The 25,629-nt window shown below is 45.6% G+C and carries 9 protein-coding genes; 8 read left to right on the top strand and 1 reads right to left on the bottom strand.

What is annotated here, in order from left to right; translation table 11 throughout:
* Positions 1 to 32: 32 nt before the first annotated feature.
* Complete coding sequence (locus tag GCWU000182_RS09135) at positions 33 to 884, bottom strand: Cof-type HAD-IIB family hydrolase (protein WP_023392525.1); 852 nt, start codon at positions 882 to 884, stop codon at positions 33 to 35.
* Positions 885 to 994: 110 nt separating this feature from the next.
* Here GCWU000182_RS09135 and manA point away from each other — a divergent pair, with 110 nt between their 5' ends.
* The 8 genes from manA (at position 995) to GCWU000182_RS09095 (ending at position 25,439) form a co-directional block, all read left to right on the top strand.
* The gene (manA, locus tag GCWU000182_RS09130; protein ID WP_023392524.1) at positions 995 to 1,945 is read left to right on the top strand and encodes a mannose-6-phosphate isomerase, class I; all 951 of its coding nucleotides are present in this window, start codon (positions 995 to 997) and stop codon (positions 1,943 to 1,945) included.
* Between the two features lie 23 nt (positions 1,946 to 1,968).
* Positions 1,969 to 2,580, top strand: a complete 612-nt coding sequence (locus GCWU000182_RS09125; protein ID WP_023392523.1) for a class I SAM-dependent methyltransferase — start codon at positions 1,969 to 1,971, stop codon at positions 2,578 to 2,580.
* Between the two features lie 258 nt (positions 2,581 to 2,838).
* Positions 2,839 to 14,823 (top strand): ZmpA/ZmpB/ZmpC family metallo-endopeptidase, encoded by an 11,985-nt coding sequence (locus GCWU000182_RS09120; protein WP_023392522.1) that lies wholly within the window; start codon positions 2,839 to 2,841, stop codon positions 14,821 to 14,823.
* 296 nt (positions 14,824 to 15,119) lie between these two features.
* Entirely contained in the window at positions 15,120 to 21,944 is a 6,825-nt protein-coding gene (locus GCWU000182_RS09115; protein ID WP_035364963.1) for a ZmpA/ZmpB/ZmpC family metallo-endopeptidase, read from the top strand.
* A 113-nt stretch (positions 21,945 to 22,057) separates the two neighbouring features.
* Positions 22,058 to 22,765 carry an MBL fold metallo-hydrolase gene (locus GCWU000182_RS09110; protein ID WP_035364962.1) on the top strand — a complete coding sequence of 236 codons (708 nt, stop codon included), beginning with the start codon at positions 22,058 to 22,060 and terminating at the stop codon, positions 22,763 to 22,765.
* A gap of 154 nt (positions 22,766 to 22,919) precedes the next feature.
* Positions 22,920 to 23,345: a TetR-like C-terminal domain-containing protein gene (locus tag GCWU000182_RS09105; RefSeq protein ID WP_169727611.1), complete on the top strand. Its 426-nt coding sequence runs from the start codon at positions 22,920 to 22,922 to the stop codon at positions 23,343 to 23,345.
* A gap of 81 nt (positions 23,346 to 23,426) precedes the next feature.
* Complete coding sequence (locus GCWU000182_RS09100) at positions 23,427 to 24,527, top strand: PfkB family carbohydrate kinase (protein WP_023392516.1); 1,101 nt, start codon at positions 23,427 to 23,429, stop codon at positions 24,525 to 24,527.
* Complete coding sequence (locus tag GCWU000182_RS09095) at positions 24,528 to 25,439, top strand: pseudouridine-5'-phosphate glycosidase (protein WP_023392515.1); 912 nt, start codon at positions 24,528 to 24,530, stop codon at positions 25,437 to 25,439.
* The last annotated feature ends 190 nt before the right edge of the window (positions 25,440 to 25,629 follow it).

The following is a 25,629-nucleotide window of genomic DNA, read 5'->3' as shown; positions in this document are numbered from 1 at the left end:
AAAGACGGGGCAATATCCCGTCTTCAAAGAATTTACTTCATTTGCTTCAAAAGCTGATAGATGATATGGGCTACCCCATCTTCTGCGTTGCTAGGAGCCTCATAGCTTGCCAAGTCTTTAATGGCTTGACCAGCATTAGCCATGGCATAACTATTAGGGAACATGGCTAGCATAGAGCGGTCATTGGCCGAATCGCCAATGGTTAAGACTTGATGCTTAGTGAATCCATGGTGTTGACAGTAGGCTTCAATCGCTAAGCCTTTTTGGGCCTTGAGACTAGTGATTTCTAAATTATCTGGGCCAGAAGAAGTCAAGTCAATGGCAAAGTCCTTGAGGAAATGGCGGGCAGTCTCTAAGATTTCAGGGCGACGGTCAATCAGCATAATCTTAAGTGGAGGATCTAAGTCCGGTTGATAGTCCTTAAGTGGTAGAAGCTCTTTGAAGTGGAGCTCAAGCTGGGCTAGACTATCATCGCTAGTAGCTTCTTTGGCATGATCCATGAAAGCTTCCATGCGCTGCCGATAGAGGGCAAGGTCATTAACATAATAACCGTTCAGAGACTTGAGTGACACCAAAGTCTGAGTTCCAGGCACCGCAAATCGTTCGATAATGGTCTGGGTATCAGCTAAATCCAGGGCAAAGACATCCTCCAAATTTCCTTTAACGTCATAAGTTGCAGCGCCATTGACGGCAATGATGCGAGCGGTCAGTTGATGCTGATCTAGGAGCCATTTAGCAGATCGATAATCTCGTCCGGTAGCAATCAGAAACTCGATATCCGATTGAGCTTGAAGGTCTCGAATAGCTTGGGCGGTAGTGTCGCTAATGACATGGTTTGGGTTTAATAGCGTCCCATCCATGTCGGATGCAAAGAGTTTAATCATCGGCAACCTCCATAATTCGTCATAATTCTCGTATAAATAGTGTACCACGAAATCGTCAAAAAATGGTATGATAGAAGCGAGAAAATTTATCTTTGAAAGGATGGATCGAGATGACACAACCGATTTTCTTAAAGCCTGTGTTACAAGATAAAATATGGGGTGGTCGCAAATTAGAGCTAGAATTTGGTCTCAAAGGCCCTAGCGACACAGTGGGGGAAGCTTGGTGTATTAGTGCTCATCCAAATGGGGTGTCGACCGTCATTAGTCCTGCCGAATATGCAGGATTGGGCTTAGATCAGCTCTATGAAGAGCATCCAGAATTGTTTGGGAATCCTAGTCAAACTGTTTTTCCTCTATTAATTAAAATACTAGATGCAGCAGCCGAGCTTTCTGTGCAGGTCCATCCTGATGATGCCTATGGACTTGAACATGAAGGGGAGCTTGGTAAGACTGAATGCTGGTATGTCATTTCGGCAGAGCCAGGAGCCAAGATTGTTTATGGGCATAAGGCTCAATCTCGGCAAGAATTCGAAGAATTAGTAGCGGCAGGGCGTTGGTCAGACCTTTTAGTGGAGGTGCCAGTTAAGGCGGGCGACTTCTTTGATGTGCCGGCAGGGACCATCCATGCGATTGGTGCAGGGGTGGTCATTCTGGAGACACAGCAGAGCTCAGATACTACCTATCGTGTCTACGACTATGATCGACGGGATGCGCAAGGCAATCCCCGTGATTTGCATCTTAAGCAGGCGGCGGATGTCACTTTCTATCCAGATCCAGAGCGTCACTTGCAAGTCAAGACTCAGCAAGTTGGTGACAGCCAAGTTATTCAGTATCTAGAAAATGAATTTTTCACTGTGACCAAGTGGGAAGTCGTGGATAGCCTGACTTTAAGCCTGGATAATGCCTATACCTTGGCAACCGTCATTGCAGGGCAAGGCCGACTATGGCTGGACGGTGTCGCTTATGACTTAGATTTGGCAAGTTCCTTTATTTTGCCGCACGGTGTTACAGAAATTCGTCTGGAAGGGACCCTAACCTTAATTAGTTCCCATCCGGCTTAAAGAGGGGAGCGTATCAGCAGATAATGAGTGAACAATACTTTAAATCTAGTCCTACTAGTCAGCATGCTTTGCACCAGATTCAAGATGGTGTGGCAGGCCTGACTTTGAGCTTTCAGACCGATAATGGCGTCTTTTCTAAACAGCGCATGGACTATGGTTCCAAGGTGCTAGTGGAAGCTTTCGCTGATGCAGTCCCTGTAGGAAGCTATCAAATAGTGGAACTGGGGAGTGGCTACGGACCAGTCACGATTGCCTTGGCAAAATTATATCCCCAAGCTCAAGTGACAGGTGTCGAGATTAATGAACGCGCCTACCAGTTGGCGCAGGCTAATAGCCAGCTCAATCGCGTAGAGAATACGGCCTACCAATTGGCTGATGCAGGCCAATGGCAAGCTAGTCAAGCGCCGGATTTTGTGGTGACCAACCCACCAATCCGGGCCGGCAAGCAGGTCATCCAACAATTCGTACGCTCAGCCCAGGCTAATTTAAGACCTGGCGGTGAATTATGGCTTGTAATTCAGAAAAAACAAGGCGCTCCTTCTATGGAAACTTTTATGGAAGAAGTCTTTGGGAATGTTGAGTTAGTGACCCGATATAAGGGCTATTGGATTTTGAAAAGCAAAAGTCAATATTAAATGAACTGTATAAGGCTATTCTGATTATTTCGTCAGGATAGCCTTTTGCATTTTAGCGAAAATTCACCTTCCTATATCCGCTTAAAAACGGCGATTCTAGCTGCCGTGTGCTAGGGTGGGTGATGTTATCGTTCGTGAAAAATCAAGCCGCTAAATCTAAAGGATAAATTTTGTGAATTTAAGTAAAAAACCGTATATTTCTTAGTGATTATATGATAGAATGAATTGCAAAATTAAATTTAGAAAGGTAAGAAATTAGTGAAATTTAAAGGGAAACATCAGCGTCCTAACCAGATCCAACGTTTTTCTATTCGGAAATTCTCTGTCGGAATTGCGTCGGTAGTGATTGGGAGCTTTTTTATGGGGACAACAGCACCAATTTCGGTCCAAGCTCAGGGGAGTATTAGTTCTCAATATGTAGCCTCGGCACCTACATTATCCTCTATAACGACTAGCTATCAGTATGTGGCTCTGCAAGAGCTAACACCTGCCCAACAACAAGCGATTCTATCTGGTACGCCTTCCGATATTGCGCAGGCTGACCAGGTCTATTATTTTGTTTATCGTCCGATAGAATCCAAGCAAGTACTGCCAGCGACGGGAGAGGCGGCGCCTCTTTTTGGAGCCATGGCAGGAGCTTTAACCTTAATTGTTGCAGTGGGCCTTATTCGTGATCGTAAGAAAACGATAATGACTTTGATGGTAGTATCAAGTTTAGGGCAGATTCTATCGACCTCGGCAACGCTAGCCCTCGAATCACGTTTGCTAAATCGCTATAATCAAGTTTTTTATAGTCAGCAAGGAGATCATTTGCCAGACCCTCGTATCCACATCGAAGGCTATGAATATGTCGGTTACTTTGCTCAAGCGACATTAAATCAGGCTAATAATACTCTTCCACAGTCTAGTGAAAGTTCATCGCAAGTCCAGTCGAATGAGGAAGTTTCTAGCGAAGAGCTTTCTAGTCAATTGGTTTCTGAATCTTCATCTAGTTCGCCAGCTAATGCAGTAGTGACTAGTTCCGTTGCAAGCAGTGAGTCAAGTGCCTCTACATCAGATTTATCTTCAAGTAACGCAGAATCTAGCAGTGAGTCTCCGCTATCAAGTGAGAGTGAGGCCTCCCTCAGTCAATCATCAGAAGTGACCGTAAGTGAAAGTTCGTCTCAATCTAGCGAGTCTAGTCAGCCTGTTGAATCGACTCAAAGTAGTGCTCAGCCGGTAAGCTCTGATCCAGCAGAATCTGAATCAAGTCAAGCTGTAATCTCGCAACCGGCCGAGTCTTCAAGTCAAGTTGAATCGACACCTCAGCCAAGTTCTGAATCAAGCAGTCAGAATCAAATTCCAAATCCAGCAGAATCAAGCAGTAAGACACCAAGTCCAACTCCGGATCCAATCCCACAACCTGAGCCACCTAAGCCACTTAACTATGCTGCTTGGCAAGCAAATCTTGAACAAGCTCAAGCAAGTTGGCAGGTTTTAGCGAATGATGATTTATCAGGTAAGACACCGAAAAGCGTAAAAGCTTACAATGATGCTCTAGCCAGCCTGAAACAAGATTATCAAGCCCTTGTAGAGGCGATGACTAGTCTTCAGGCTAGTGGTGCCGTAAGCCAGTCAGAAATCGATCAACTGACTTCGAAGATGACAGGGATAATTGCGCGCCAAGTGGCTTTGCCTGACACTTTAGTCAAGCGTGCAGATCAGACGCCGCTCATCACTCAATCCGATAATCTGGCTAATCTTGTTAAGACTCTGAATGCAACAGATTTAAGTCAGAAAACACCAGCTAGCGCCCAAGCTCTCAAGGAACAAATTAAGTTTGCTCAGGCAGCCCTACAAAATGGGGGCAGTGTCTTAAAGGATGGAGACGCTACTGAAGCAGACATCGACGCTATGACACAGAACTTAGCTGACCAGTTAAAGTCCTTGCAGGATGCCCAAGCAGCTCTTCAAGATAAAGCAGACTTAAGTGTTTTAAAGGAAGCATTGAATCAGTTAGCAAAACCTGTTAATACGGATGGCAAGACACCAAAGAGCGTCAAACAATTCGAGGCTGCAAAAGCGGCATATGCTGAGCGCCTTGCTGAGCTGATTACTCAAGCAAATGCGGTCCAGGAGGATCCGAATGCTAGTCAGGAACAAGTGGATACTGTCGTAGCAAAAGTTCAGGCTTTCCAGCAAGAAGTCAGTCAGGCTCAAGAACTTCTAGTAGACCAAACTGATAAGAAGGTGCTCAATCAAACCAAGGCAGACTTAGACCAACTGTTAGCTTCAGAGCCAGATTTGTCTAACAAGACCCCTAAGAGTGTGGCGGCCTATCGTCAAGCCAAAGAGGCGGCTCAACGCCTAACGCAAGAAGCTGCCCAGTTGCTAGCCAATCTTGATGCAAGTCCTATGGAAGTCCTAGAGCTGAACGAACAATTAAATCAAGCTCAAGAAAAATTACGTACGGCTGAAACTGCTATTATGGCAGTTGCGGACAAGGAGTCTTTGCGACAAGCTAAGCAAGCCCTGGCGAAAAAGCCTGACACAACGGGTAAGACCCCTAAGAGTGTGGCCGCTTACCAGGCCCAAGTTCAAGCGCTAGCTCGGGAGTTGGCGCAAGCGAATGATCAAGCACAGGCAGTACTTGACGATGCAAATGCTAGCCCTGCTGAAGTTGAGGCTGCTTTAGCTCAGGTTCAAGCCCAGCAGGAAAAATTGGATCAAGCAGCCAAGCTTCTTAAAGATCAAGCAAATAAGACAGCTTTAGAACAAGCTATTCGAACTCTGGAAACCGACCTTGCCCAGGAAGTAGAGGGAAGCAACAAGACACCATTTAGTCTTGCTCTCTATCGTCAGAAGCAAGAAGAGGCCCGCGATGCATTGGAGCAGGCGAATCGAATCGTTCAAGATTTAGACGCTAGCCCCCAAGAGGTAGCGACTGCAGTAGAGGAAGTCAATCAATCTAAGGCAGCTTTGCAACATGCTAAGGAAAACCTCCGAGACCAAGCAGGGAAAGCTACCTTGCACAAACTCTTGAAAGAAATGGTCAAACCTATCTCAACAGAGGGTAAGACTCCTAAGAGCGTTCAAGAATATCAGACAGAATATGGTCGTCATCGAGCGGAAATTGATGCGGCTCTAGCTAAAGGTGCACAGGTAGCTGAAGATAAGAATGCTACAGAAGCGGCGGTTCAGGAGGCAATTAGTGCGCTAGAACAAGCGCTAGAACGCAAATCGAATAGCCAGTTGCTACTCGTCAATCAAGTTGACAAAACAGCACTTCGAGCTGCTCGCCAAGGACTTCAAGATTTATTAAGCCAAAAACCAGATTTAAGTGATAAAACACCAGCGTCAATTAGAGATTATCAAGAGGTGCTGGAGGAAGCTGAAACTGAACTAGACTTATTAAGTAGTTTGATTGAGGATCCTAATACAGCTGAAAATGAAATGAATGATGCGCTTGCCCAGTCGCGGACGACCGCGACAAGTCTCGAATCAGCGATAGCGGCTTTGACCCCTAAAGCGGACAAAGTAGCTCTAGAACAGGCCTTGTCACAAATCAATCAACCGATTGATTTAGCTAGTAAAACACCAAATAGTGTGACAGCCTTTGAGGAAGCTAAGCAAGCCAATCGAGCATCTCGCGACCAAGCGATTCAAAAGGCTCAGGATGTAATGCTAGACGAAAATGTAACACCAGAAGCAGTTAGCCAGGCTTTAGCTGAACTTAAGGCCGCTCAGGCTAAGCTAGATCAAGCTCGTGCAAAGTTAGTGAATCAATCCGATAAATCAGCCCTGAAACAAGCTCGTGCAGCACTAGATACAATTTTACAAGCTCAAGCAGATTTAACTAACAAAACCCCACAATCTATTGGTGCTTATGACCGAGCACGTCAGGCTGCTCAAGCCCAAGTTCAAAATGCTCAGGCAATCATTGCTGACGCCAATGCAACTCCAAACGCAGTAGCAGAAGCAGTCAATAAAATTAAGGAAGCTCAAGCTAACCTAAAAGCGGCCCAAGAAGGTCTGACGAACCAGGCAGATAAGGCGAAGCTAATCCAAGCTTTGGCAACCTTGAAACAACCAATCTCAACGGAAGGTAAGACACCAAAGAGCATTCAAGCCTTTAATCAGGCACAAAATGGTCAACTTGCTCAAGTTGAAGCTGCTAAGAATGAAGCTGAACGTATCATAGCTAACCAGGATGCGAGTCCAGAACAAGTCAGTCAAGCACTTCAAGCTATTCAAGAAGCACAAAGTCAGATAAATCAAGCCAAGGCACTTCTAGTGAATCAAGCAGACAAGTCAGCTTTAGGACAGGCTAAGCAAAATCTTGATACTGCTATTCAGGCGACGCCAAACCTAACGAATAAGACGCCACAGTCGGTTCAAGCTTACGAGCAGGCTAAAGCGGACGCTCAAGCTGCAGTTCAGGCGGGCCAAGCTATAATCGTAGATTTGAATGCAAGCCCAGAAGCGGTAGAAGCAGCGAAGACACGGATTACTCAAGCCCAAGCAGCTCTGAAAGCAGCTCAGGATAATTTGCGAGACAAAGCAAATAAGGCAGGACTCCAGTCTGCACTCAATGCTTTAAATACTCCGATTTCAACTGTTGGCAAGACACCAAACAGTGTCAGCGCCTTTGAAAAAGCACAAGCTGTCGATAAAGCGACAACTGACCAAGCTAAAGCCAAAGCTAAGGCAGTGATTGCCGATGAAAACGCAACGGAAGCTCAAGTGGCTCAAGCTCTTCAAGCCGTTCGGGATGCGCAAACTAAGGTAGACACTGCCAAGGCGCTTCTGGTGAATCAAGCAGACAAGTCAGCTTTAGAACAGGCTAAGCAAAATCTTGATACTGCTATTCAGGCGACGCCAAACCTAACGAATAAGACGCCGCAGTCGGTTCAAGCATACGAACAAGCTAAGGCAAACGCACAAGCTGCAGTTCAAGCGGGCCAAGCTGTTATCGCAGATTTGAACGCTAGTCCAGAAGCGGTAGAAGCAGCGAAGACACGGATTACTCAAGCCCAAGCAGCTTTGAAAGCAGCACAGGATAATTTACGAGATAAAGCAAATAAGGCAGGACTCCAGTCTGCACTCAATGCTTTAAATGCTCCGATTTCAACTGTTGGTAAGACTCCAAGAAGTATTGATGCCTTCCGTACGCAAGAATCAGGCTACCAATCAGACCTTAATTCTGCAAAACAAGCGGCTCAATCCGTGCTAGCAGATGAGAATGCAACAGCTAGTCAAGTAGCCCAAGCTCTAGAGCAGGTTCAAGCAATCCAAGCAAAAGTTAATGCAGCCAAAGCCTTACTGGTAGATCAAGCTGATAAATCTGCCTTAACAAGTGAGCGTACTAAACTACAGAATCAAGTGGCACAAGCGCCAGATTTGGCTAATAAGACGCCGCAAAGTATTACAGCTTATGAATCAGCCAAGGCTCAGGCTGACGCAGCGCTAGCGAAAGCTCTAAGTGTACAGAACGATTTGAACGCGACACCAGCTCAAGTTCAAGAGGCGGTTAATCAGTTGAAGGCCAGTCATACAGCTTTGACCTCAGCTAAAGCTGGGCTTCAAACTAAGGCCGATAAGCAAGCCTTGATTGGGGCCTTAAACAAGCTGAATGAACCAATTGCTACGAACGGTAAGACACCAAACAGTGTTCGCGCCTTTGAACAAGCACAAGCTACAGATAAAGCGACAACTGACCAAGCTAAGACCAAGGCTCAAGCGGTGATTGCCGATGAAAATGCAACGGAAGCCCAAGTGTCTCAAGCGCTTCAAGCCGTTCGAGATGCGCAAACTAAGGTAGACGTTGCCAAGGCACTTCTAGTTAATCAAGCCGACAAGTCAGCGTTAGAGCAGGCTAAGCAAAATCTTGATACTGCTATTCAGGCGACGCCAAACCTAATGAATAAGACGCCACAGTCAATTCAAGCTTACGAGCAAGCCAAGGCGGACGCGCGAGCTGCAGTTCAGGCAGGCCAAGCTGTTATCACAGATTTGAATGCTAGTCCAGAAGCGGTAGAAGCAGCGAAGACACGGATTACTCAAGCCCAAGCAGCTTTGAAATCAGCACAGGATAATTTACGTGACAAAGCAAATAAGGCAGGACTTCAATCTGCCCTCAACGCATTGAATGCCCCAATTTCAACTTCTGGTAAGACACCAAACAGTGTTCGTGCCTTTGAACAAGCACAAGCTGCCGATAAAGCGACAACTGACCAAGCTAAAGCCAAAGCGAAGGCAGTGATTGCCGATGAAAACGCAACGGAAGCGCAAGTGGCTCAAGCGCTTCAAGCCGTTCGCGAAGCGCAAACTAAGGTAGACATTGCCAAGGCACTCCTGGTGAACCAAGCCGACAAGTCAGCGTTAGAACAGGCTAAGCAAAATCTTGATACTGCTATTCAGGCGACGCCAAACCTAACGAATAAGACGCCGCAGTCGGTTCAAGCTTACGAGCAGGCTAAGGCGGACGCTCAAGCCGCAGTTCAGGCAGGCCAAGCTATTATCGCAGATTTGAATGCTAGTCCAGAAGCGGCAGAAGCAGCGAAGACACGGATTACTCAAGCCCAAGCAGATTTAGAGGCGGCTAAGAATAATCTGCGGGATAAAGCAGACAAATCAAGCTTATTGGAGGCTCTAGCCACCATAAACCAGGCTGTTTCAACTACTAATAAGACACCAAATAGTATCCAAGCATATCAAGCACGCCTTAAGGCACAGGACGGAGTTATTTCACCTGCTAAGTCTAAGGCGGCACAAGTGATTGCGGATGAGAATGCTAGTCGCGAGCAAGTGGAAGATGCACTTCGTGCGGTACAAGTAGCTCAAACGCAGGTCAACCAAGCAGTCGGTCTGTTAGTGAACCAGGCTGATAAGCACTTATTATCGGAAGCTATTAATAATAGCCAAGTAGAAGTGAATAAGGCGCCAACGTTGGCTGATAAGACGCCGAAGTCTGTGACTGCCTACGAGCAAGCTAAGGCAACTGCCCAAGCAGCTCTAGAAGTAGCTAAAGGTGTGCAAGCTGATCCGAACGCAACACAAGCGCAAGTTCAGGAAGCTATTAATCGTTTGGCAAGTGCCAAACAAGCCTTAGAGAAAGCCAAATCTGCCCTTCAAGTCAAGGGGGATAAGGCAGGCCTACGAGCAGCTTATGAGGCCTTAAATTCTCCAATTTCCACCATAGGTAAGACTCCAAGAAGTATTGATGCCTTCCGTACGCAAGAATCAGGCTACCAATCAGAACTTGATGCTGCAAAACAAGCAGCTCAGTCTGTGTTAGCGGATGAGAACGCAATAGCTAGTCAAGTAGCCCAAGCTCTAGAGCAGGTTCAAGCAATTCAAGCAAAAGTTAATGCAGCTAAAACCTTACTGGTAGATCAAGCTGATAAATCTGCCTTAACAAGTGAGCGTACTAAACTTCAGAATGAAGTGGCGAAAGCGCCAGATTTGGCTAATAAGACCCCGCAAAGTATTACAACTTATGAGACAACCAAGGCTCAAGCTGACGCCGCGCTAGCGAAAGCTCTAAGTGTACAGAATGATTTGAACGCGACACCAGCTCAAGTTCAAGAGGCGGTTAACCAGTTGAAGGCTAGTCATACAGCTTTGACTGCAGCTAAAGCTGGGCTTCAAACTAAGGCCGATAAGCAAGCCTTGATTGGGGCCTTAAACAAGCTGAATGAACCAATTGCTACAGACGGTAAGACACCTGCAAGTATTACGGCTTATCGCAATAGTTTGACGGCTAATCAGTCAACTATTAATCAAGCCAAGGCTCAAGCTCAGGCAATGATTGCGAATGAGAATGCAAGCCAAGTTCAAGTGAACGAGGCCCTACAAGCGATTAAATCAGCCCAAGTGAAAATTGATGAGGCTAAGAATAAGTTAGTTGATCAGGCCAACAAGCAAGCCCTTCAGGCTAGCATAGCTGAGGCAGGCCCTCTAGTAGAAAATCACTATACGCCTGCGAGTTGGCAAGCCCTTCAGACTCAGTTAAGTGCTGCTAAGCAAGTAAATCAAGATCTGAATGCAAGCCAGTCTGCCGTAGATAGTGCTAAGCAGGCCTTAGATCAAGCGATTGCCCAGTTAGTGATGCACACACCACGCTTTACAAGCCAAGAAGTTGTTCTACCAACTGATGAGCTGTCTCGAAGCGTGACGGTGAACTATACCTTGTTTGATCCAGCTAATAAATATCAAAGCGCCCAAGTCAAAGTCTATCAAGGAGACCAACTGGTTCAAACGGTTGCGATTAATAATAATCAAGCCGTAATTAATGGCCTCAATTATGAAGTGCCATACCGCTTGGTAACAGAGCTAACCTATGCAGATAAATTAGGCGTGTCTAAGACGGATCCACAGTTATCTGAAGAGCTGGTAGAGCTTAAACTCAAGAAGTTTGAGCTTAAACAGATTAAAGAAGAAGGCCTCTATCAAGTGGAAGGGCAGGAGCTTAAGCGCGTTAGTGCTTTGGCCTCAGTGCCTCAAGACCTCAGTGGCTATTTAGTGAAAGTAAGTTCGGATCGCTATAAGGATGTGGTGCTCAAAGTAGCGGCAATAGAAGCAACAACCTACAATGGCGAGGATTACTATCAAGTGACCGCCACTGCGCCTGAATTAGTGCAAAATAATGGGGGAACAACTGATTATCATCAGACTCATCAGTTCCTAGTTCGTAAGGCTGCCCCTGCCGTGAATAATGTTTACCATAGCTTCGGTGAGTTGTTGACAGCTATGAAGGCGAATCTAAGTGGCACATTCATCTTAGGCTCTAATGTTAGCGCAGCTGATGTTGTGTTAGCTAAGGGTCAAGAAGCCTACTTAATGGATACCTTCCGAGGGAAATTACTAGGGCGTGGTGCTGATGGACAATCGCATGCCATCTTTGATTTGAAGGCACCGCTATTTAAGGAAACTAATCAAGCTACGATTTCTAATTTGGACCTTAAGCGAGTTGATATTCGCGATCGTGATAACGTAGGTTCCTTGGCAGTTGTCGCAAACCAAACAACCATCACGGATGTAACGGCTAGCGGTCGACTATCTGGTAGCCAGAGCATTGGTGGTTTAGTGGCCACTGTACTAGGTGGTTCTCAGTTGAGTCAAGTCGGCTTTAAGGGTAGCATAGAATCTATGGCTTTCAATGGTGCAAATTCAACTATAGGTGGAATTGTAGCTAACCTTGAGAAAGGTAGCATTACACAGGCGACTGCTGATATTAATATGCACCTTTCGTCTGGTAACGAAAATAGTAGATATGGTGGACTGGTTGGGGCTGTTGGCTCAGGCAGCAGCCTAACGAAAGCCGTGGTTAAAGGGAACATCTGGAATAGCGGTAGTGGCGTTCTTAGACGTTGGGGCTCTTCGACAGGTGGGGCAGTAGGTTCTACCTGGAGTAATAGCCGTATAGACCAAGTAATCAGCGAAACCAAGGTAGACAATGGCCGTATTTTCTTTGGTCATAGAAATGCGGAGCAGCAAGAATCAACGCGTAGAAGCTTCAGCAATATTGCGGTTGTGCAAGATGTAGCTTCTGGTATAGAGCAAGAGTTTCTCAAGGATATAGAAACTATCTCACCTCAAGAGGCAGCTAGTCGTCAGCAAGCTATGGGAATCACTGTTTCCTTCGACGATAGCTCTGACGCTGTGACGACCTTGTCTAAAGAATCGCTGATGACGGACTATACTACCATGCCGAATTACAAGGCAGATAAAGCACAAGCTTATGCCAACATGGAAAAACTCCTGCCGTTCTATAACAAGGAACAGATTATTAAGTATGGTAACCTGGCAACTGGCAAGTTAGCATCTCAAGTGCTTGTATCTGTTACCCCTATGATGGGTTCAAACTATGTAACAGATTATAGTCAACCAATGGATCGCATTATGTTGCACTATGCTGATAAGAGTGTGCAATATCTAGGCCTCGCTGCTAAATCTAACTTTAAGCAGACTGGGATAGTCGAGTATCAATTGGAAGACTCTGGCTTGATTTATACACCAAACCAAATTCAACAGGCCTCGATAGAAAGTCTGGCGCAAGATCTTGCAGCGCAGCTTAGCACTACAGACCTCTACTCTGATAAGATGTTTGAGCTACTAGGCATCAAGGATAAGAACTATGTAAATGATAAGGTTAAACAAACGCGTAGAGATGCTCTGCAAAAAACACTAGGTCGTGTTCCTACAGATGAAGAGCTTCAAGCAGATTTAGATGCTGTTAACCAGGCGGAGCGTATTAAAGATGTCAAGCGCCTCTATCTAGAAGATACAATGGCTCGCTTGAAACCAAACTTAACGGATGCTGTTAAAAAAGTTCTTAAGCAAAGCTTGAACCAAGCGATTGATGGAGGTCATTCTGGTCTAGAAGCGCAACTCAAGCAACAAGTGCTCGATAACAAGGAAGCCTTGTTACTGGGTCTCCTCTACATGCATCGCCACTATGAGATCAAGTTTGGCGAAGCCAATATTGGTGATATTTCCACCTATCAAGCTGATTTCTTTGGGAAGAGCGAGAACGTGCTCGATAAACTTATCTATTTGGGCTCAAGAGGTATTAATGCGCTTCATACTAAGCATAATTTCCGTGCCTATGCAGCTTTCATTAGTCCTGATCAAGCGGTAGGGAATTTACTAGACTACTTAGATTACTTCCGTGAGACACTTACGGATTTAGATGAGAATGCTTGGTTCCGACAAGCTACTCAGCAGAATCTGGTACTGGAAGAACGGGCGTCGAGAGAAGCTGGTTTAGCAAATAAAGAGTATCGGATCTACCCACGTCTTAAGGCAAGATCTGTGCAAAACTACATTTTGCCATTACTTAACCTTAAAGACAGTACTTTGTTTGCTATTTCGACAGTTAACGGATTTACTTGGGGTAGCTTAGATCGTCGAAGCTATGATCGCCAAAGACTGGAAGAGTTGGTTAACCTTATGGCCAATCGCCAACAAACTCACCTGGATACTTGGTATCGAATGGCCTTGCCAGCTGTTAAAGACCGTATTGCCAATAACCCTGGGAACCAAACTTGGGATGGTTATAAGGATGCAACTGGACAGTGGTTTGGCGAGTTTGGTGAGAGCAATGCCAAGGGGAATGCTCCTAAGAATCCATCAATGGGTATCCGCGAATTCTTCGGGCCAATTGGACGCTATTTCGGTGCAAATGGTTCGGCTGCTTATGCAGATACGATTAGTAATATCTACTTTATCCATACGGATATGCTTAATGACTACAACGGGGCATCGATTTGGACGCATGAATTAGTCCATCTGCAAGACCGTTCTATCAACTTAGGGGGTTATGGTTGGCGTCCAGATGAGAGATTTGAGCAGTACCCACAAGGTTTGTTACAAGCACCTGAGAATCCAAGCACAATCAACCATATGGGGATTAACACTATCTTCGATTACTCTAATGAGAAATTGCGTTATTACAATGAATCGCCAGATCGCTTCCAAACTGCAGCAGATGTTCATGAGTATGTTCATGGAGTATTCGACGTTCTGTATACTCTAGACTATGCGGAAGGACTAGATGTCTTGGCCCGCGGTAAGGATTTCTGGAAGAAGATGTATAACCAGGTAACCAATGAGGTGGATGGCGTGCATGCTAACAACCTAATTAAGGAATTAACTGACCAAGAATGGGAGAATATCAATCTCACTTCTATTAATGATTTGGTTGAGCACCAATTGGTTGTTAAGCGTGGCTATGGAGCCAAGGCTAAATATAATCGTGATAATTACGTCACAATTAATATGTATGCACCAAACTATGCGACTGGGGAAAACACGACGGGTTCACCGGGTGGTCTCATGTTTAAGCGCATGGCTTGGGAGATGATGGCCTACAAGGGCTATGAAGATGGTTTTGTACCGTACGCCTCTGATAAGCTTCAGAAGGAAGCTAAGGCTGCTGGAAATACAGAACTAAGTGATACCTATGTAATCAAATCTGTCTCCGGAGGAGAGTTCCAAAACATGACAGTCTTTAAGCAGGCCATGTTCAAAGAACGGATTGATAAGTTGAACCAATCCCTGATTCCAATTACAGTCAATGGAACACAGGTACGTACTTTTGCTGATATCCAGCAACTCATCCATCAAGCGATGGAAGCAGATATTAAGGCTAACTTCCTGACGAGAGGGGACAATAACGTTCACAAAGTGAAGAAGGAAATTTATCGTCAATATCTATTGGCAACAAATGATTTCAGAACCTCTATTTTCCAAGGACAGTAAGCTGATAATCTTAATCCTACGGCATCTTGCCGTAGGATTTTTTATATAGTAAGTTAACTATGATGAAGCTTGGATATAATTATAAAATAATGAAGTTGCCATATTTTTATTTATGGACTCGGGTGAACGGAATAATAATCTGTATAGACATTATTGCCATGCAAATATGGTCTGAATAAAATTAGTTTATTAAGCATAACAAAAATACTACAAAATTAATACTTCCCATATATTTCTGGTTATTTTTGTGGTAAAATACACTAGCAATGAATATTCATACGAAAGGAAAAAACTCAATGAAGAAATCTAAGGGCTCCAGCAGCCTTACTACAGTCCAACGATTCTCCATCCGGAAATTTTCTGTTGGGATTGCTTCTGTTGTCATTGGGAGTTTTTTTGTATCGGCATTGACCGGACCGACCGTTAATGCCCAGGCCCCCACGCCTGTCACGAATGCTCCATCAACCCCAAAAACTGTTACAACAGAATATCGATATGTGTCCATCGAAGAATTAAGCTGGGCACAACGTCAGGCCATTAAGTCAGGCACTCCTAATCAAATCGCACAAGCAGATCAAGTTTACTATTTTGTTTATCAACCAAGTCCAGGCACGCGTCAGTTGCCGGTTACAGGGGAATCATCAGCCTTGTTAGGCCTAGCAGCAAGTGCAACACTGATTGTCTTTGCTGTTGGCTTAGTTCGCGACAAGAAGAAGGCTTTGACTAGCTTTATGGTAGTGACCATGGCAGGTCAAGTCTTACTCTCGCCAAGTTTACAGGCAATTGAGGCTCGTTTACTGCAAGACTTCAACCAAAGCTACCAGCTGCCAGTAGGCCAAACACTTCCTAACCCAAAGATTGAGATAGAAGGTTATGAATATCTTGGATATTTGACCACGCATGAGTTGAATCAATCAGTGGCCAGTGTTTCAGTTGCTAGCACGTCGAGTGAGTCAGAAAGCAGTAAATATTCAGTTTCCTCAGAAGAGACCTCATCTGTTGAAGTGTCGAGTGAAAGCAGTTCAGCTGAGTCATCAGTACAATCTCAAGAATCTGAGTCAAGAACTTCAGTAGAATCAAGCCAGCAACCATCGGAATCAAGTACAGCGGCAACTCCGACCCCGCAACCAGAAGAATCAAGTTCGAGCGCAACTCCGACTCCAACCCCACAATCAGAAGAATCAAGTTCAAGCACAGCATCGACTCCGGCTCCGCAATCAGAAGAATCGAGTTCAAGCGTAGCATCGACTCCAGCCCCACAATCAGATGAGTCGAGTTCAAGCGCAACTCCGACTCCGCAACCAGAAGAATCGAGTTCGAGCGCAACGCCAACTCCAGTCCCACAGCCAGAAGAGACAAGTTCAAGTGTAGAACCGACTCCGCCCCCACAACCGGAGGAATCGAGTTCGAGCGCAACTCCGACTCCAGAGCCCCCTAAAACATTAGATTACACAAAGCTGGAGATGACTCTAAAGACGGCAAATGATCAATTGGGAGCTTTATCAGGAACGGCCTTGGTCGGCAAGAAACCTAGCACAATCAAATCCTTTGAAGAGCGGGTTGCTCAAGTCAAGGAAAAACTAAAAAATCTAAATAACCAGGCGCAAGAACTCAAAGGGCAACCTGATACGACAGAACAGGCAACAATCGATGCTTTGGCTCAGCAAGTGCAGGACTTAGTCAATCTTTCGACTAATTTGGCTGATATCTTAGTAGACCAAGCAGATAAGTCGCCGTTAGAAACTGCTATGGCAGCTTTAGCAGAGCAAGTAAAAACAGCCAAAGCGCTTGATTTAAGCGACAAGACACCAAGTAGCCAACAAGCCTTAGCGGATGAAATTCGCAAAATACAAGCCACACTCCAGAATGCGCAGTCAGTAGTGAAGGATCCTGAAGTCTCAGATGTTGATGTAGAGGCGATGACTCGATCAATAGAGAACCAAGCCAAATCCTTGGAAGCTGCCATCAAGGCTCTCCAAGCCAAGGCAGATACAAAGGCGCTAGCGGCAGCCTTGGCTTTACTGGACGCTCCTGTTAATACAGACCAGAAGACGCCGCAAAGTATTGCGAACTACCAGCAAGCGCTAGATTCATTGAGAGACAGTCTAGAAGCTACGCGTGCTCAAGCGCAAGCCATCTTGAGTGATCCAGAGGCTAAGCAGGAACAGGTGGATAAGACCCTGATAGCAGTAAATGAAGTGCAAGCTAAACTTGACCAAGCCAAAGCTTTGCTACGACAACAAGCGGATAAGTCCGCCTTAGAGAAAGCCAAAAATAATCTGGACCAAGCCATTCAAAAACCAGTTGTGACAGATCAGAAACGGCCAAAGACTATTCAAAATTACCAAGCAGCAAAAGGCCTTGCTTTGCAATTGAGTCAAGAAGCTGCTCAACTATTAAAAAATCTTAATGCTACTCCAGAAGAGGTTTTAGCAAGTACGGAAAAACTCAACAAGGCTTTCCAACAGTTAGAATTAGCGGAAGCGGGTATTTTGGATCTTGTGGACAAGGCAGACTTACAACGAGCTCTGACTCAGTTGAATCTGCCAGTTGACACGACAGGGAAAACACCGCGCAGTGTGAATGATTTCAGCCAGGCGCTTGCAGGGCATCAAGCTACTATTGATCAAGCAAAAGCCAAGGCTCAAGCTTTGATAGCCAATCAGGATGCAACGCCTGAAGAAGTGGCCGCCGCAATCGAGGCTGTGAAAGACGCTCAAGCGCTTAAAGACCAAGCGCAAGCTCTCTTAATGGACCGCGCAAATAAAGAGGCGCTTGGCCAACAGGTTGAGGCAGCACAAGAAGTTGTCGCCAATCGTTATACGCCAGCTAGCTTCCAGAAAGTTGCTGACCAGCTCAAGGCTGCTCAGGCCGTTTTAGAAGATGGCGATAGCAGCCAAGAAGCGGTTGATCAAGCGACCCAAGCCCTTCGAGAAGCCTTGGCACAATTGGAGCAAGTAGAACCTAAATATACAGCTGTTAACGTTGAAGCACCTGTATCTGATTTATCTCGGAGCGTCACCGTGAGTTATCAGTTAGAAGACCCTAACCAGCTTTACCGGGGAGGCAAGGTACAAGTCTTCCAGGGGGATCGCCTAGTTAAGACAGTCCCAATCCAAGATTTGACCGCAAGCATTGATGGGTTGGATTATCATGTGCCTTATCGTCTCCATACTGTGATGGATTATGAGAACCAGCAAGGTGCTCAGTCGAAAGATCAGTTAGAGGACCAAGCAATAGAGTTAGATTTGAAGAAGATTGAGCTTAAACAAATCAAGGGTGTGCAACTCTTCCATCGACAAGCTGATGGTAGTCATCAATTAATGGCTAGTTTGAGTCAGATTCCATCTGATTTATCTAATTATTATGTCAAAGTACAGTCTGACCGCTTCAAGGATGTCTATCTGCCAGTTGCTTCTATTGAGACAGTAAGTCACGATGGTCAGTCTTATTATCAAGTGACGACCCAGGCGCCTGAGCTAGTGCAAAATCAAGGTGGTTCAAGTGACTATCACCAAGGTTATCAATTCCTAGTTGGTCAAGAACGCCCAGCGGATGGGAACGTGCATTATAGCTTTAAGAGCTTGCTTGAGGCTATACGCCAAAACCCAGCTGGAGACTACATACTGGGTGCCAACCTATCAGCGTCCGAGGTCAGCTTAGCAGCCAACGCGACCGCCTATTTTGTGGGAACCTTCACTGGGACCCTGTCCGGCCAGACTGCAGACGGCACGCAACATGCTATCTATAATTTGGTTGCACCACTCTTTGATCAGTTAAACCAAGCGACCATCAAGCATTTAGACCTTAAACAAGTGGCCATTGAATCTGGTAACTCTATAGCTGCTCTAGCCAAACGAGCGACTAGTTCGACAATCAGTGATGTGGCAGTTTCTGGGCGCGTGTCAGGGACGACCAATGTAGCAGGTATCGTTCATACCGTAGTGGGTGGTAGCAGGCTTGAGAACGTTCGATTCCAAGGTGAGATTAGCCAGAGTGGCCAGCCTAACCAGGCCCAAGAAGTGGGCGGTTTAGTCGGCCTACTTGAACAATCAAATGTTACTAACGCGTATGTCGATGCCAAACTGAAGGTGAATCTAAACGCGCAAAGCACTCGTGCTGGCGTAGCCTTTGGTCGAGTTGTGTCCAGCCAAGGTAAGGCAGTAGTTAAGAATGTCCTTGTCAAAGGAAGTCTTAATAATACAGGCTCTACTGTTCAAGGTCGAAGTGGTGGACAAGTAGGTGGGGTCGTCGGCTCTACCTGGATGAATGGACGTTTAGAAAACATTATCTCAGACGTGGCAGTCACTAACGGTTACCGTGTTTACGGAGATAATGGGGCCATTTCAGAAGGCTATATCCGAAATGATCAAGTGGCTTGGAAGATGACTGAACGCGTAACCGGTGTAGAAGAGCCAAGTTTTAAACCTGCTAAGGCTAGTCAAGCTGATGTGGATAAATTAGCTAGTCAATTAGAAGCGGCCGGTGGGGTCCTGACGGATACGCCTGCAAGCTCTTATGTCGATCAAATCAACCAACAAGCAACCGATTATAGTCGTTTGGCTAATTATCAAGCTAGTCGTGCTCAGGCCTATGCCAATATGGAGAAACTCCTGCCATTCTATAATAAGGAGCAAATTGTTAAGTATGGGAACTTAGTGGCGCCAGACAGCAAGTTGGCGACTCAGGTGCTCTTGGCGGTTACGCCAATGCAAGGTAATGCTTTTGTGACGGACTACAACCAAGCAATGGACCGGATTATGTTGCACTTTGCTGATAAATCAGTGAAATACTTGGCCTTAGGTGCGAAATCTGAGTTCAAACAAACAGGCGTGGTTGAGTATCAATTAGAGGATTCAGGTCTTATCTATACACCTAACCAAGTGCTGAAATCAGTGGATGATGTCATGAATGCAGTCCTCGATATCATGAAAGAGACAGGTTTATCATCTGACGCTGTTTGGCAAGCCGCAGGTGTCAATAATCTCTACACAGATGTAAGTGCCAGAGTCAAAAATGATCGCCGAACGGCCCTAGAGAACAAGCTTGGCCGATCAGCAACTGAGGAAGAAATTGCAGAAGATTTAGAAGTCTATCGCCGCGAACAGCGTGCCTATCAGATTGAGACACTCTTCTTCAATGCAACCTTTGGCGCTTTCCAAGATACCTTAGCCAATGACTTAGTGAAGATTATTCGCCAGGAGGCCAACTATCTGGGAGATAATGAGCAGGCGCGTGCTGCTTTGATTCAGAAACTCAAGGATAATCGTGGCGCCCTGCTTTTAGGTCTGGCATATCTTCAAGACCACTATCGTGTAAACTTTGGAGACCTCAATTTAGGAGAAATCGCGACCTATCAGACAGACTTCTTCGGTAATCAGAAGAGTATTATTGATAAGTTGATTCAGATTGGGAGTCAAGGGGTTCAACCCCTTCGCTCAGTCAACAGCGCTAAGACTTACAATCGAGTATTAAGTGCGGACTCTAAACTGCCGACAGTCCTCGACTACCTTTCTTATTTCCGTGAGCTGTGGACCAAGTTTGATCAATACGAATGGTTCCGCGATGCGACCAAGGCTAATGTCACCATGGAGGAGCGTCCATCTCTTGAAGAAGGACTTAATAAATCTCCTTATAAGGTCTACGATCGTTTGTCTGTTCCGGATTATCGTGATTACATCTTGCCTTTACTCAATCTGAAGAAGAGTCGGATTTTCCTTGTATCCAATGTTCTATCGCTAACCTTGGGGTCTACTGACCGACGTCCTAACCTAACGCCAGAAGAGTTCGACAGACGCGTTAAGGCCTTAGCAGATCGCCAACAAATGCACGTCGATACCTGGTATCGTGTAGCCTTACCAGCGGTTAAAGACCGCATGGCCCGCAAGAATGCTATGCTGATTTGGGATGGCTATGCTAATGGCAAGAATGGCGGTTGGTATGATGGACTAGGTAACGATACATCCAATAAGCCGGTTAAATACCCTTCAATGGGGATTAAGGAATTCTTTGGGCGAATCGGCCGAGTTTATGGCAATAACGGTGCTGGTGCTTATGCCGATACTAACAATGGGATTTACTTTGTCTTCACGGATATTCTGGAAGACTATATTGGGACCTCTCACTATACTCACGAAGTGGTCCACAATATGGAACGTTCAGTCTATCTTGGCGGGAACGGCTGGCGTCCGGAAGAAGTCTGGGAAGAGTATGCGCAAGGTCTCTTGCAGTCACCTGAGGGACCTGAGTTTGATCATATTGGGCTTAATACTTCCTTTGACTGGAGCGATAAGGCGAACCGCCTCTATAACGCGACACCATCACGCTTCCAGTCTGCAGATGACTGGGGTCAATATGTCCACCGACTCTTCGATATTCTCTACTTGCTAGACTATGCTGAAGCCAAAGCAGTCCTAGAAAAGGGGCCAGATGCTATGAAGCAATGGTTCAACCGCTTCATTAATGTGCCGAATGGGCCTAACCATGTCAATAATAAGGTAGTGGAGATTAGTGATGAAGAGTGGACAAACTTTAATATCCAGTCGATTGATGACTTCATTGATCGTAGCTTAGCACCAAAACGCTACTTCCGTAATGGTTTTGAGACAGATCGTAACTCTTATGAGCGAATCAATATGTTCCACCCTATGTACGGGACAGGTCAAAATGATAAGGGCTCACCAGGCGGTTGGTGGTTCAAACGAATGGCTTGGGAACTGATGGGTTATAAGGGATATAAAGATGGCTTCATCCCTTATGCTTCCAACCAATTAGAACGTCAAGCTAGAACGGATGGACAGACCCTAAATGATAACTATATTATCCAGAAGGTTTCTAACGGTGAATTCCAAGATCTTAATGCCTTTAAGAAGGCTATGTTCAAGGAACGTCTGGATAAGATTGCCAATGGGGCAACATTGCGTCCAATTACAGTCCGTGATCGCCAAGTAAGCACCTTGGCGGATATCGAAGCGCTGATGAAGGAAGCAGTTGACAGAGTGCTATCAGCTCGTCAAACAGGTAATATGCGGAATGATGTCTATAACTTGAAGCGCGAAATTTACCTTCAACTCTTCAAGGCTTCTGATGATTTCCGTCAATCTATTTTTGCCAACGAATAGAAAGCAGAAAACAGCAGCTAAGGCTGCTGTTTTTTGGTCGTACTTGCAAGTAGGGATTAGATGGAGTAGAATATAAACTAATCCGATTAGTTTAAAAAGGAAGGATGATTTCGATGAGAATCAAGCAACACGGAAATCTTTATCAATTAACCTTTTTGCCTCGTCTTTTCCCCATTAATGCTTATGTGTATGAGACAGCTGATGCCCTAATCGTTCTAGATATGGGAGTGAGCAACTTTGTTAAAAGCGTTCAGGCCATTGAAGCTAAGACGGCCAAGCCAGTGACCCATTTGCTAATTACGCACGGGCATAGTGACCATATCAGCGGAATTTCGGCCTTTGCAAAGCTGTATCCCCATGCGGAGATTGTGGTATCTGCTCGAGAGGCTAGAATTTTACGCGGAGACCTAAGCTTAGATGATACAGAAGATCAAAGTCCTATCTCGGGAGGATGGCCAGAGCTAGATTTTGACATTCATCGAGAAGTAATCCCAGGGGATCAAGTGGCAGGCTTTCAAGTAGTGGGGGTTCCAGGACATACCCCAGGTTCGGTTGCCTACTTAGCGCCTGATGGGACTATGATTGCGGGCGATGCCTTCCAAACACGCGGGGGCTTGGCTGTAACAGGCGATTTACGTATTGCCTTTCCATTTCCAGCTTGGGCTACGTGGAGCCACAAACAGGCTTTGGCTAGTGCGGAGGCAGTCTTAAAATTAAACCCAAGCTGTCTGGCTTTAGGTCATGGGCCACTAGTTTTAAATCCGGCTTTAGAGTTGCCACCAGTAATTAAGCGAATGAAGGAGCGTTTGGAGCATGCGTAGACCCTCTATAAGCCTAGAACAGCTCGTCAAAATAGGTTCTTCTTTACTAAATCGAAAGGGACTTACGGAATTTGCTCTCAAAGACGTTGCGCACGAGGTAGGAATGCGTCTGCTTTCTCTATATAACTATATCGAGAGTCGGGAGCACTTGCTGATGCTTATCGCAGAAGATACGGCAAAGCGTTTTTATCAGCTATTGTCAACAGCAGCTCAAGAAGGAGATGGCACCGAAAAGATACGTCAGGTAGCCGAGGCATATTTGAACTTTGCTTGGGACTACCCGGGAGAGTATGAATTGATGCAGGCGCCTATCTTTTGGTGCAAGAGTTCGGCAGGACCTGTCTTTGAGTCAATCTTCGAGTTAGTACGTCAACTTACTGGGGATTGGAGATTAGCTCCGGAAGTTGAGACGCATTTTTATCGGAGTCTACGTAGTTATTTGCATGGTTATGCCGATATAGGACGACAACAGGGCTTTCGGCGACCTCAAGCCTTGGAGTCGAGTGCTCAGTTTGGTTTGGACCTACTCTTAGCGGGATGGCAGGATTATTTGGCGAAACAGGATAGTATCAGTCGCTAATATCCTTGCATCGAGAGAATAAAAGGAGTATCATATAGACAAAAGTTATTCCAAAGACAATAGTCTAGAAAGGCGGTGCCTATGTTAACGCCTAATGAAGCCAAGGTGCTTGCCTTGATAGAGGAAGACCCTTTCCGCACCCAGCAAGAATTGGCGGTATTGATGGGAATTAGTCGGTCAACGGTGGCCAGTTTAATCTCCTCTCTGATGCAGAAACATCAGTTGCGCGGACGAGCTTATATTTTGAATGAGGCGCGGCGAATTTATTGCATCGGTGGGATGAATATCGACCGTAAATTTCGTCTAACCGGCGCAATCCAGTTCGGTACTAGTAACCCTGTCACCTCAACTCTCAGTGTGGGAGGCGTAGTCCGCAATGTAGCTGAGAATTTAGGGCGACTCGGTCAATCGGTTCAATTGCTATCCGTAGCGGGACTTGATCAGGATTACGACTGGATTAAGCAACAGACTCAGGCCTATGTGGATATGAGCCAAGTAACGCAAATCCCAGAGGCGGCCACGTCAACCTACAGTGCCATCTTGGATGAGTCCGGGGATATGCAATTGGCGCTAGCCGATATGGCGATTGCCGACCAGATGGATTTAGATTGGATTAGTCAATTTGCTCCACGGCTTAAACTAGCAGATTACCTGATTCTGGACTTGAACTTGCCATTAGAAACCGTGACTTATTTGATTCAACTTGCAAAAGCTGAATCCATTCCGCTCGCCATTATCCCGGTCAGTGGCCCCAAAATGAGCCATTTGCCAGAAGATTTAAGTGGCGTTAGTTGGCTTGTTGTCAATGAGGATGAATCCATCAGTCGCTTTGGGAATCTGCCCGCAGCGGAATTAGTGGAGGCTTGGTTAGCAACCGGCGTCTTGCAAGTGGTCATGACCAGAGGGACACGAAGTAGTTTCTATGGGCATCAGGATGGCAGCCGCCAGGAAGTCCAGCCTCTCCTAGCGCAAAATGTAGTAGATGTAACAGGGGCAGGTGATGCCTTCTCTGCTGGCCTTCTCTATGGCCAGTTGACAGGGCATGATGCTAAGACATCTATTTATTATGGGATGGCCAATTCCTATCATACGGTTCAAGTCAAGCAAACCGTTCGACTCAATCTCTCCGCTAGCCAGTTGGAGAGTGACTATCAGACATTAAAAGAAAGAGGTTTAGCCTAGATGAAAAACTTATTATCTATTAGTAAAGAAGTACAACACGCTTTAGATCATAACTTACCTGTTGTTGCTTTAGAATCCACCATCATTTCACACGGGATGCCCTATCCACAAAACGTTGAAATGGCTAAAACAGTAGAACAAATTATTCGTGATAATGGGGCCGTACCAGCAACAATCGCCATCATGGATGGCCAGTTTAAGATTGGGTTAGAAGAAGCGGATTTAGAACGTTTGGCTAGCGAGAAGCCGGTTGCTAAGGTATCTCGTCGTGACTTGGCAGAAGTCTTCGCCAAAGGCATCTTAGGGGCGACGACAGTGGCAACGACCATGATTGGGGCACATTTAGCGGGTATCAAGGTCTTTGTTACTGGCGGGATTGGTGGTGTACACCGTGGCGTAGAAGAAACTATGGATATTTCTGCGGACTTAGACGAATTAGGTCAAACACCAGTAACGGTTGTTTGTGCAGGTGCCAAAGCTATTTTGGACTTGCCAAGAACTTTGGAATATTTGGAAACCAAAGGGGTGCCTGTAGTTGGCTACCAAACGGATTACCTACCTGCTTTCTACACACGGACTTCAGAATACAAGCTTAACAGTCGCGCTGACAAGCCAGAGGAAATTGCAGCCATGATGGACTACTCTGAAGCGCTCGGCCTTAAGGGTGGGATTTTGGTGACGAATCCAATCCCTGCTGAGCACGAAATTCCACATGAAAAAATTGATGCTATTATCGATGCGGCTGTAAAAGAAGCAGATGAGAAGGGGATTCGAGGCAAAGATAGCACGCCGTTCCTATTGGCTAAGATTGTTGAATTAACAGATGGAGCTAGCTTAAATACTAATATTCAATTGGTTTATAATAACGCCAAGTTAGGGGCAAAAATCGCTAAAGCCTATCAAGAACGTTAAGTTTGTTTATAGTGGCCGGGACTAAATGTCCCGGCTTTTTGTATGTGTCGTTAGTGGGAAGCTGGTGACAGTCTGAATCATTTTATGTTGATGGGTCGACGGTTAGCCAGAAGGGCTTGACTTTTCTACTAGACATCATATAATAAAAGTATAAACACTTGAATAATTGTTCAACTAAAAGAAAGGAAGG

The sequence above is a fragment of the Abiotrophia defectiva ATCC 49176 genome (assembly GCF_000160075.2).
In the GTDB taxonomy this organism is placed as follows: Bacteria; Bacillota; Bacilli; order Lactobacillales; family Aerococcaceae; genus Abiotrophia; species Abiotrophia defectiva.
This window is presented reverse-complemented; position numbering and strand designations above follow the sequence as displayed.

Coding starts and splice junctions, on each gene's coding strand:
- GCWU000182_RS09110 (WP_035364962.1), top strand. CDS start 22,058: ATGAGAATCAAGCAACACGGAAATCTTTATCAATTAACCTTTTTGCCT.
- GCWU000182_RS09135 (WP_023392525.1), bottom strand. CDS start 884: ATGATTAAACTCTTTGCATCCGACATGGATGGGACGCTATTAAACCCA.
- GCWU000182_RS09095 (WP_023392515.1), top strand. CDS start 24,528: ATGAAAAACTTATTATCTATTAGTAAAGAAGTACAACACGCTTTAGAT.
- GCWU000182_RS09100 (WP_023392516.1), top strand. CDS start 23,427: ATGTTAACGCCTAATGAAGCCAAGGTGCTTGCCTTGATAGAGGAAGAC.
- GCWU000182_RS09115 (WP_035364963.1), top strand. CDS start 15,120: ATGAAGAAATCTAAGGGCTCCAGCAGCCTTACTACAGTCCAACGATTC.
- GCWU000182_RS09125 (WP_023392523.1), top strand. CDS start 1,969: ATGAGTGAACAATACTTTAAATCTAGTCCTACTAGTCAGCATGCTTTG.
- GCWU000182_RS09105 (WP_169727611.1), top strand. CDS start 22,920: ATGCTTATCGCAGAAGATACGGCAAAGCGTTTTTATCAGCTATTGTCA.
- manA (WP_023392524.1), top strand. CDS start 995: ATGACACAACCGATTTTCTTAAAGCCTGTGTTACAAGATAAAATATGG.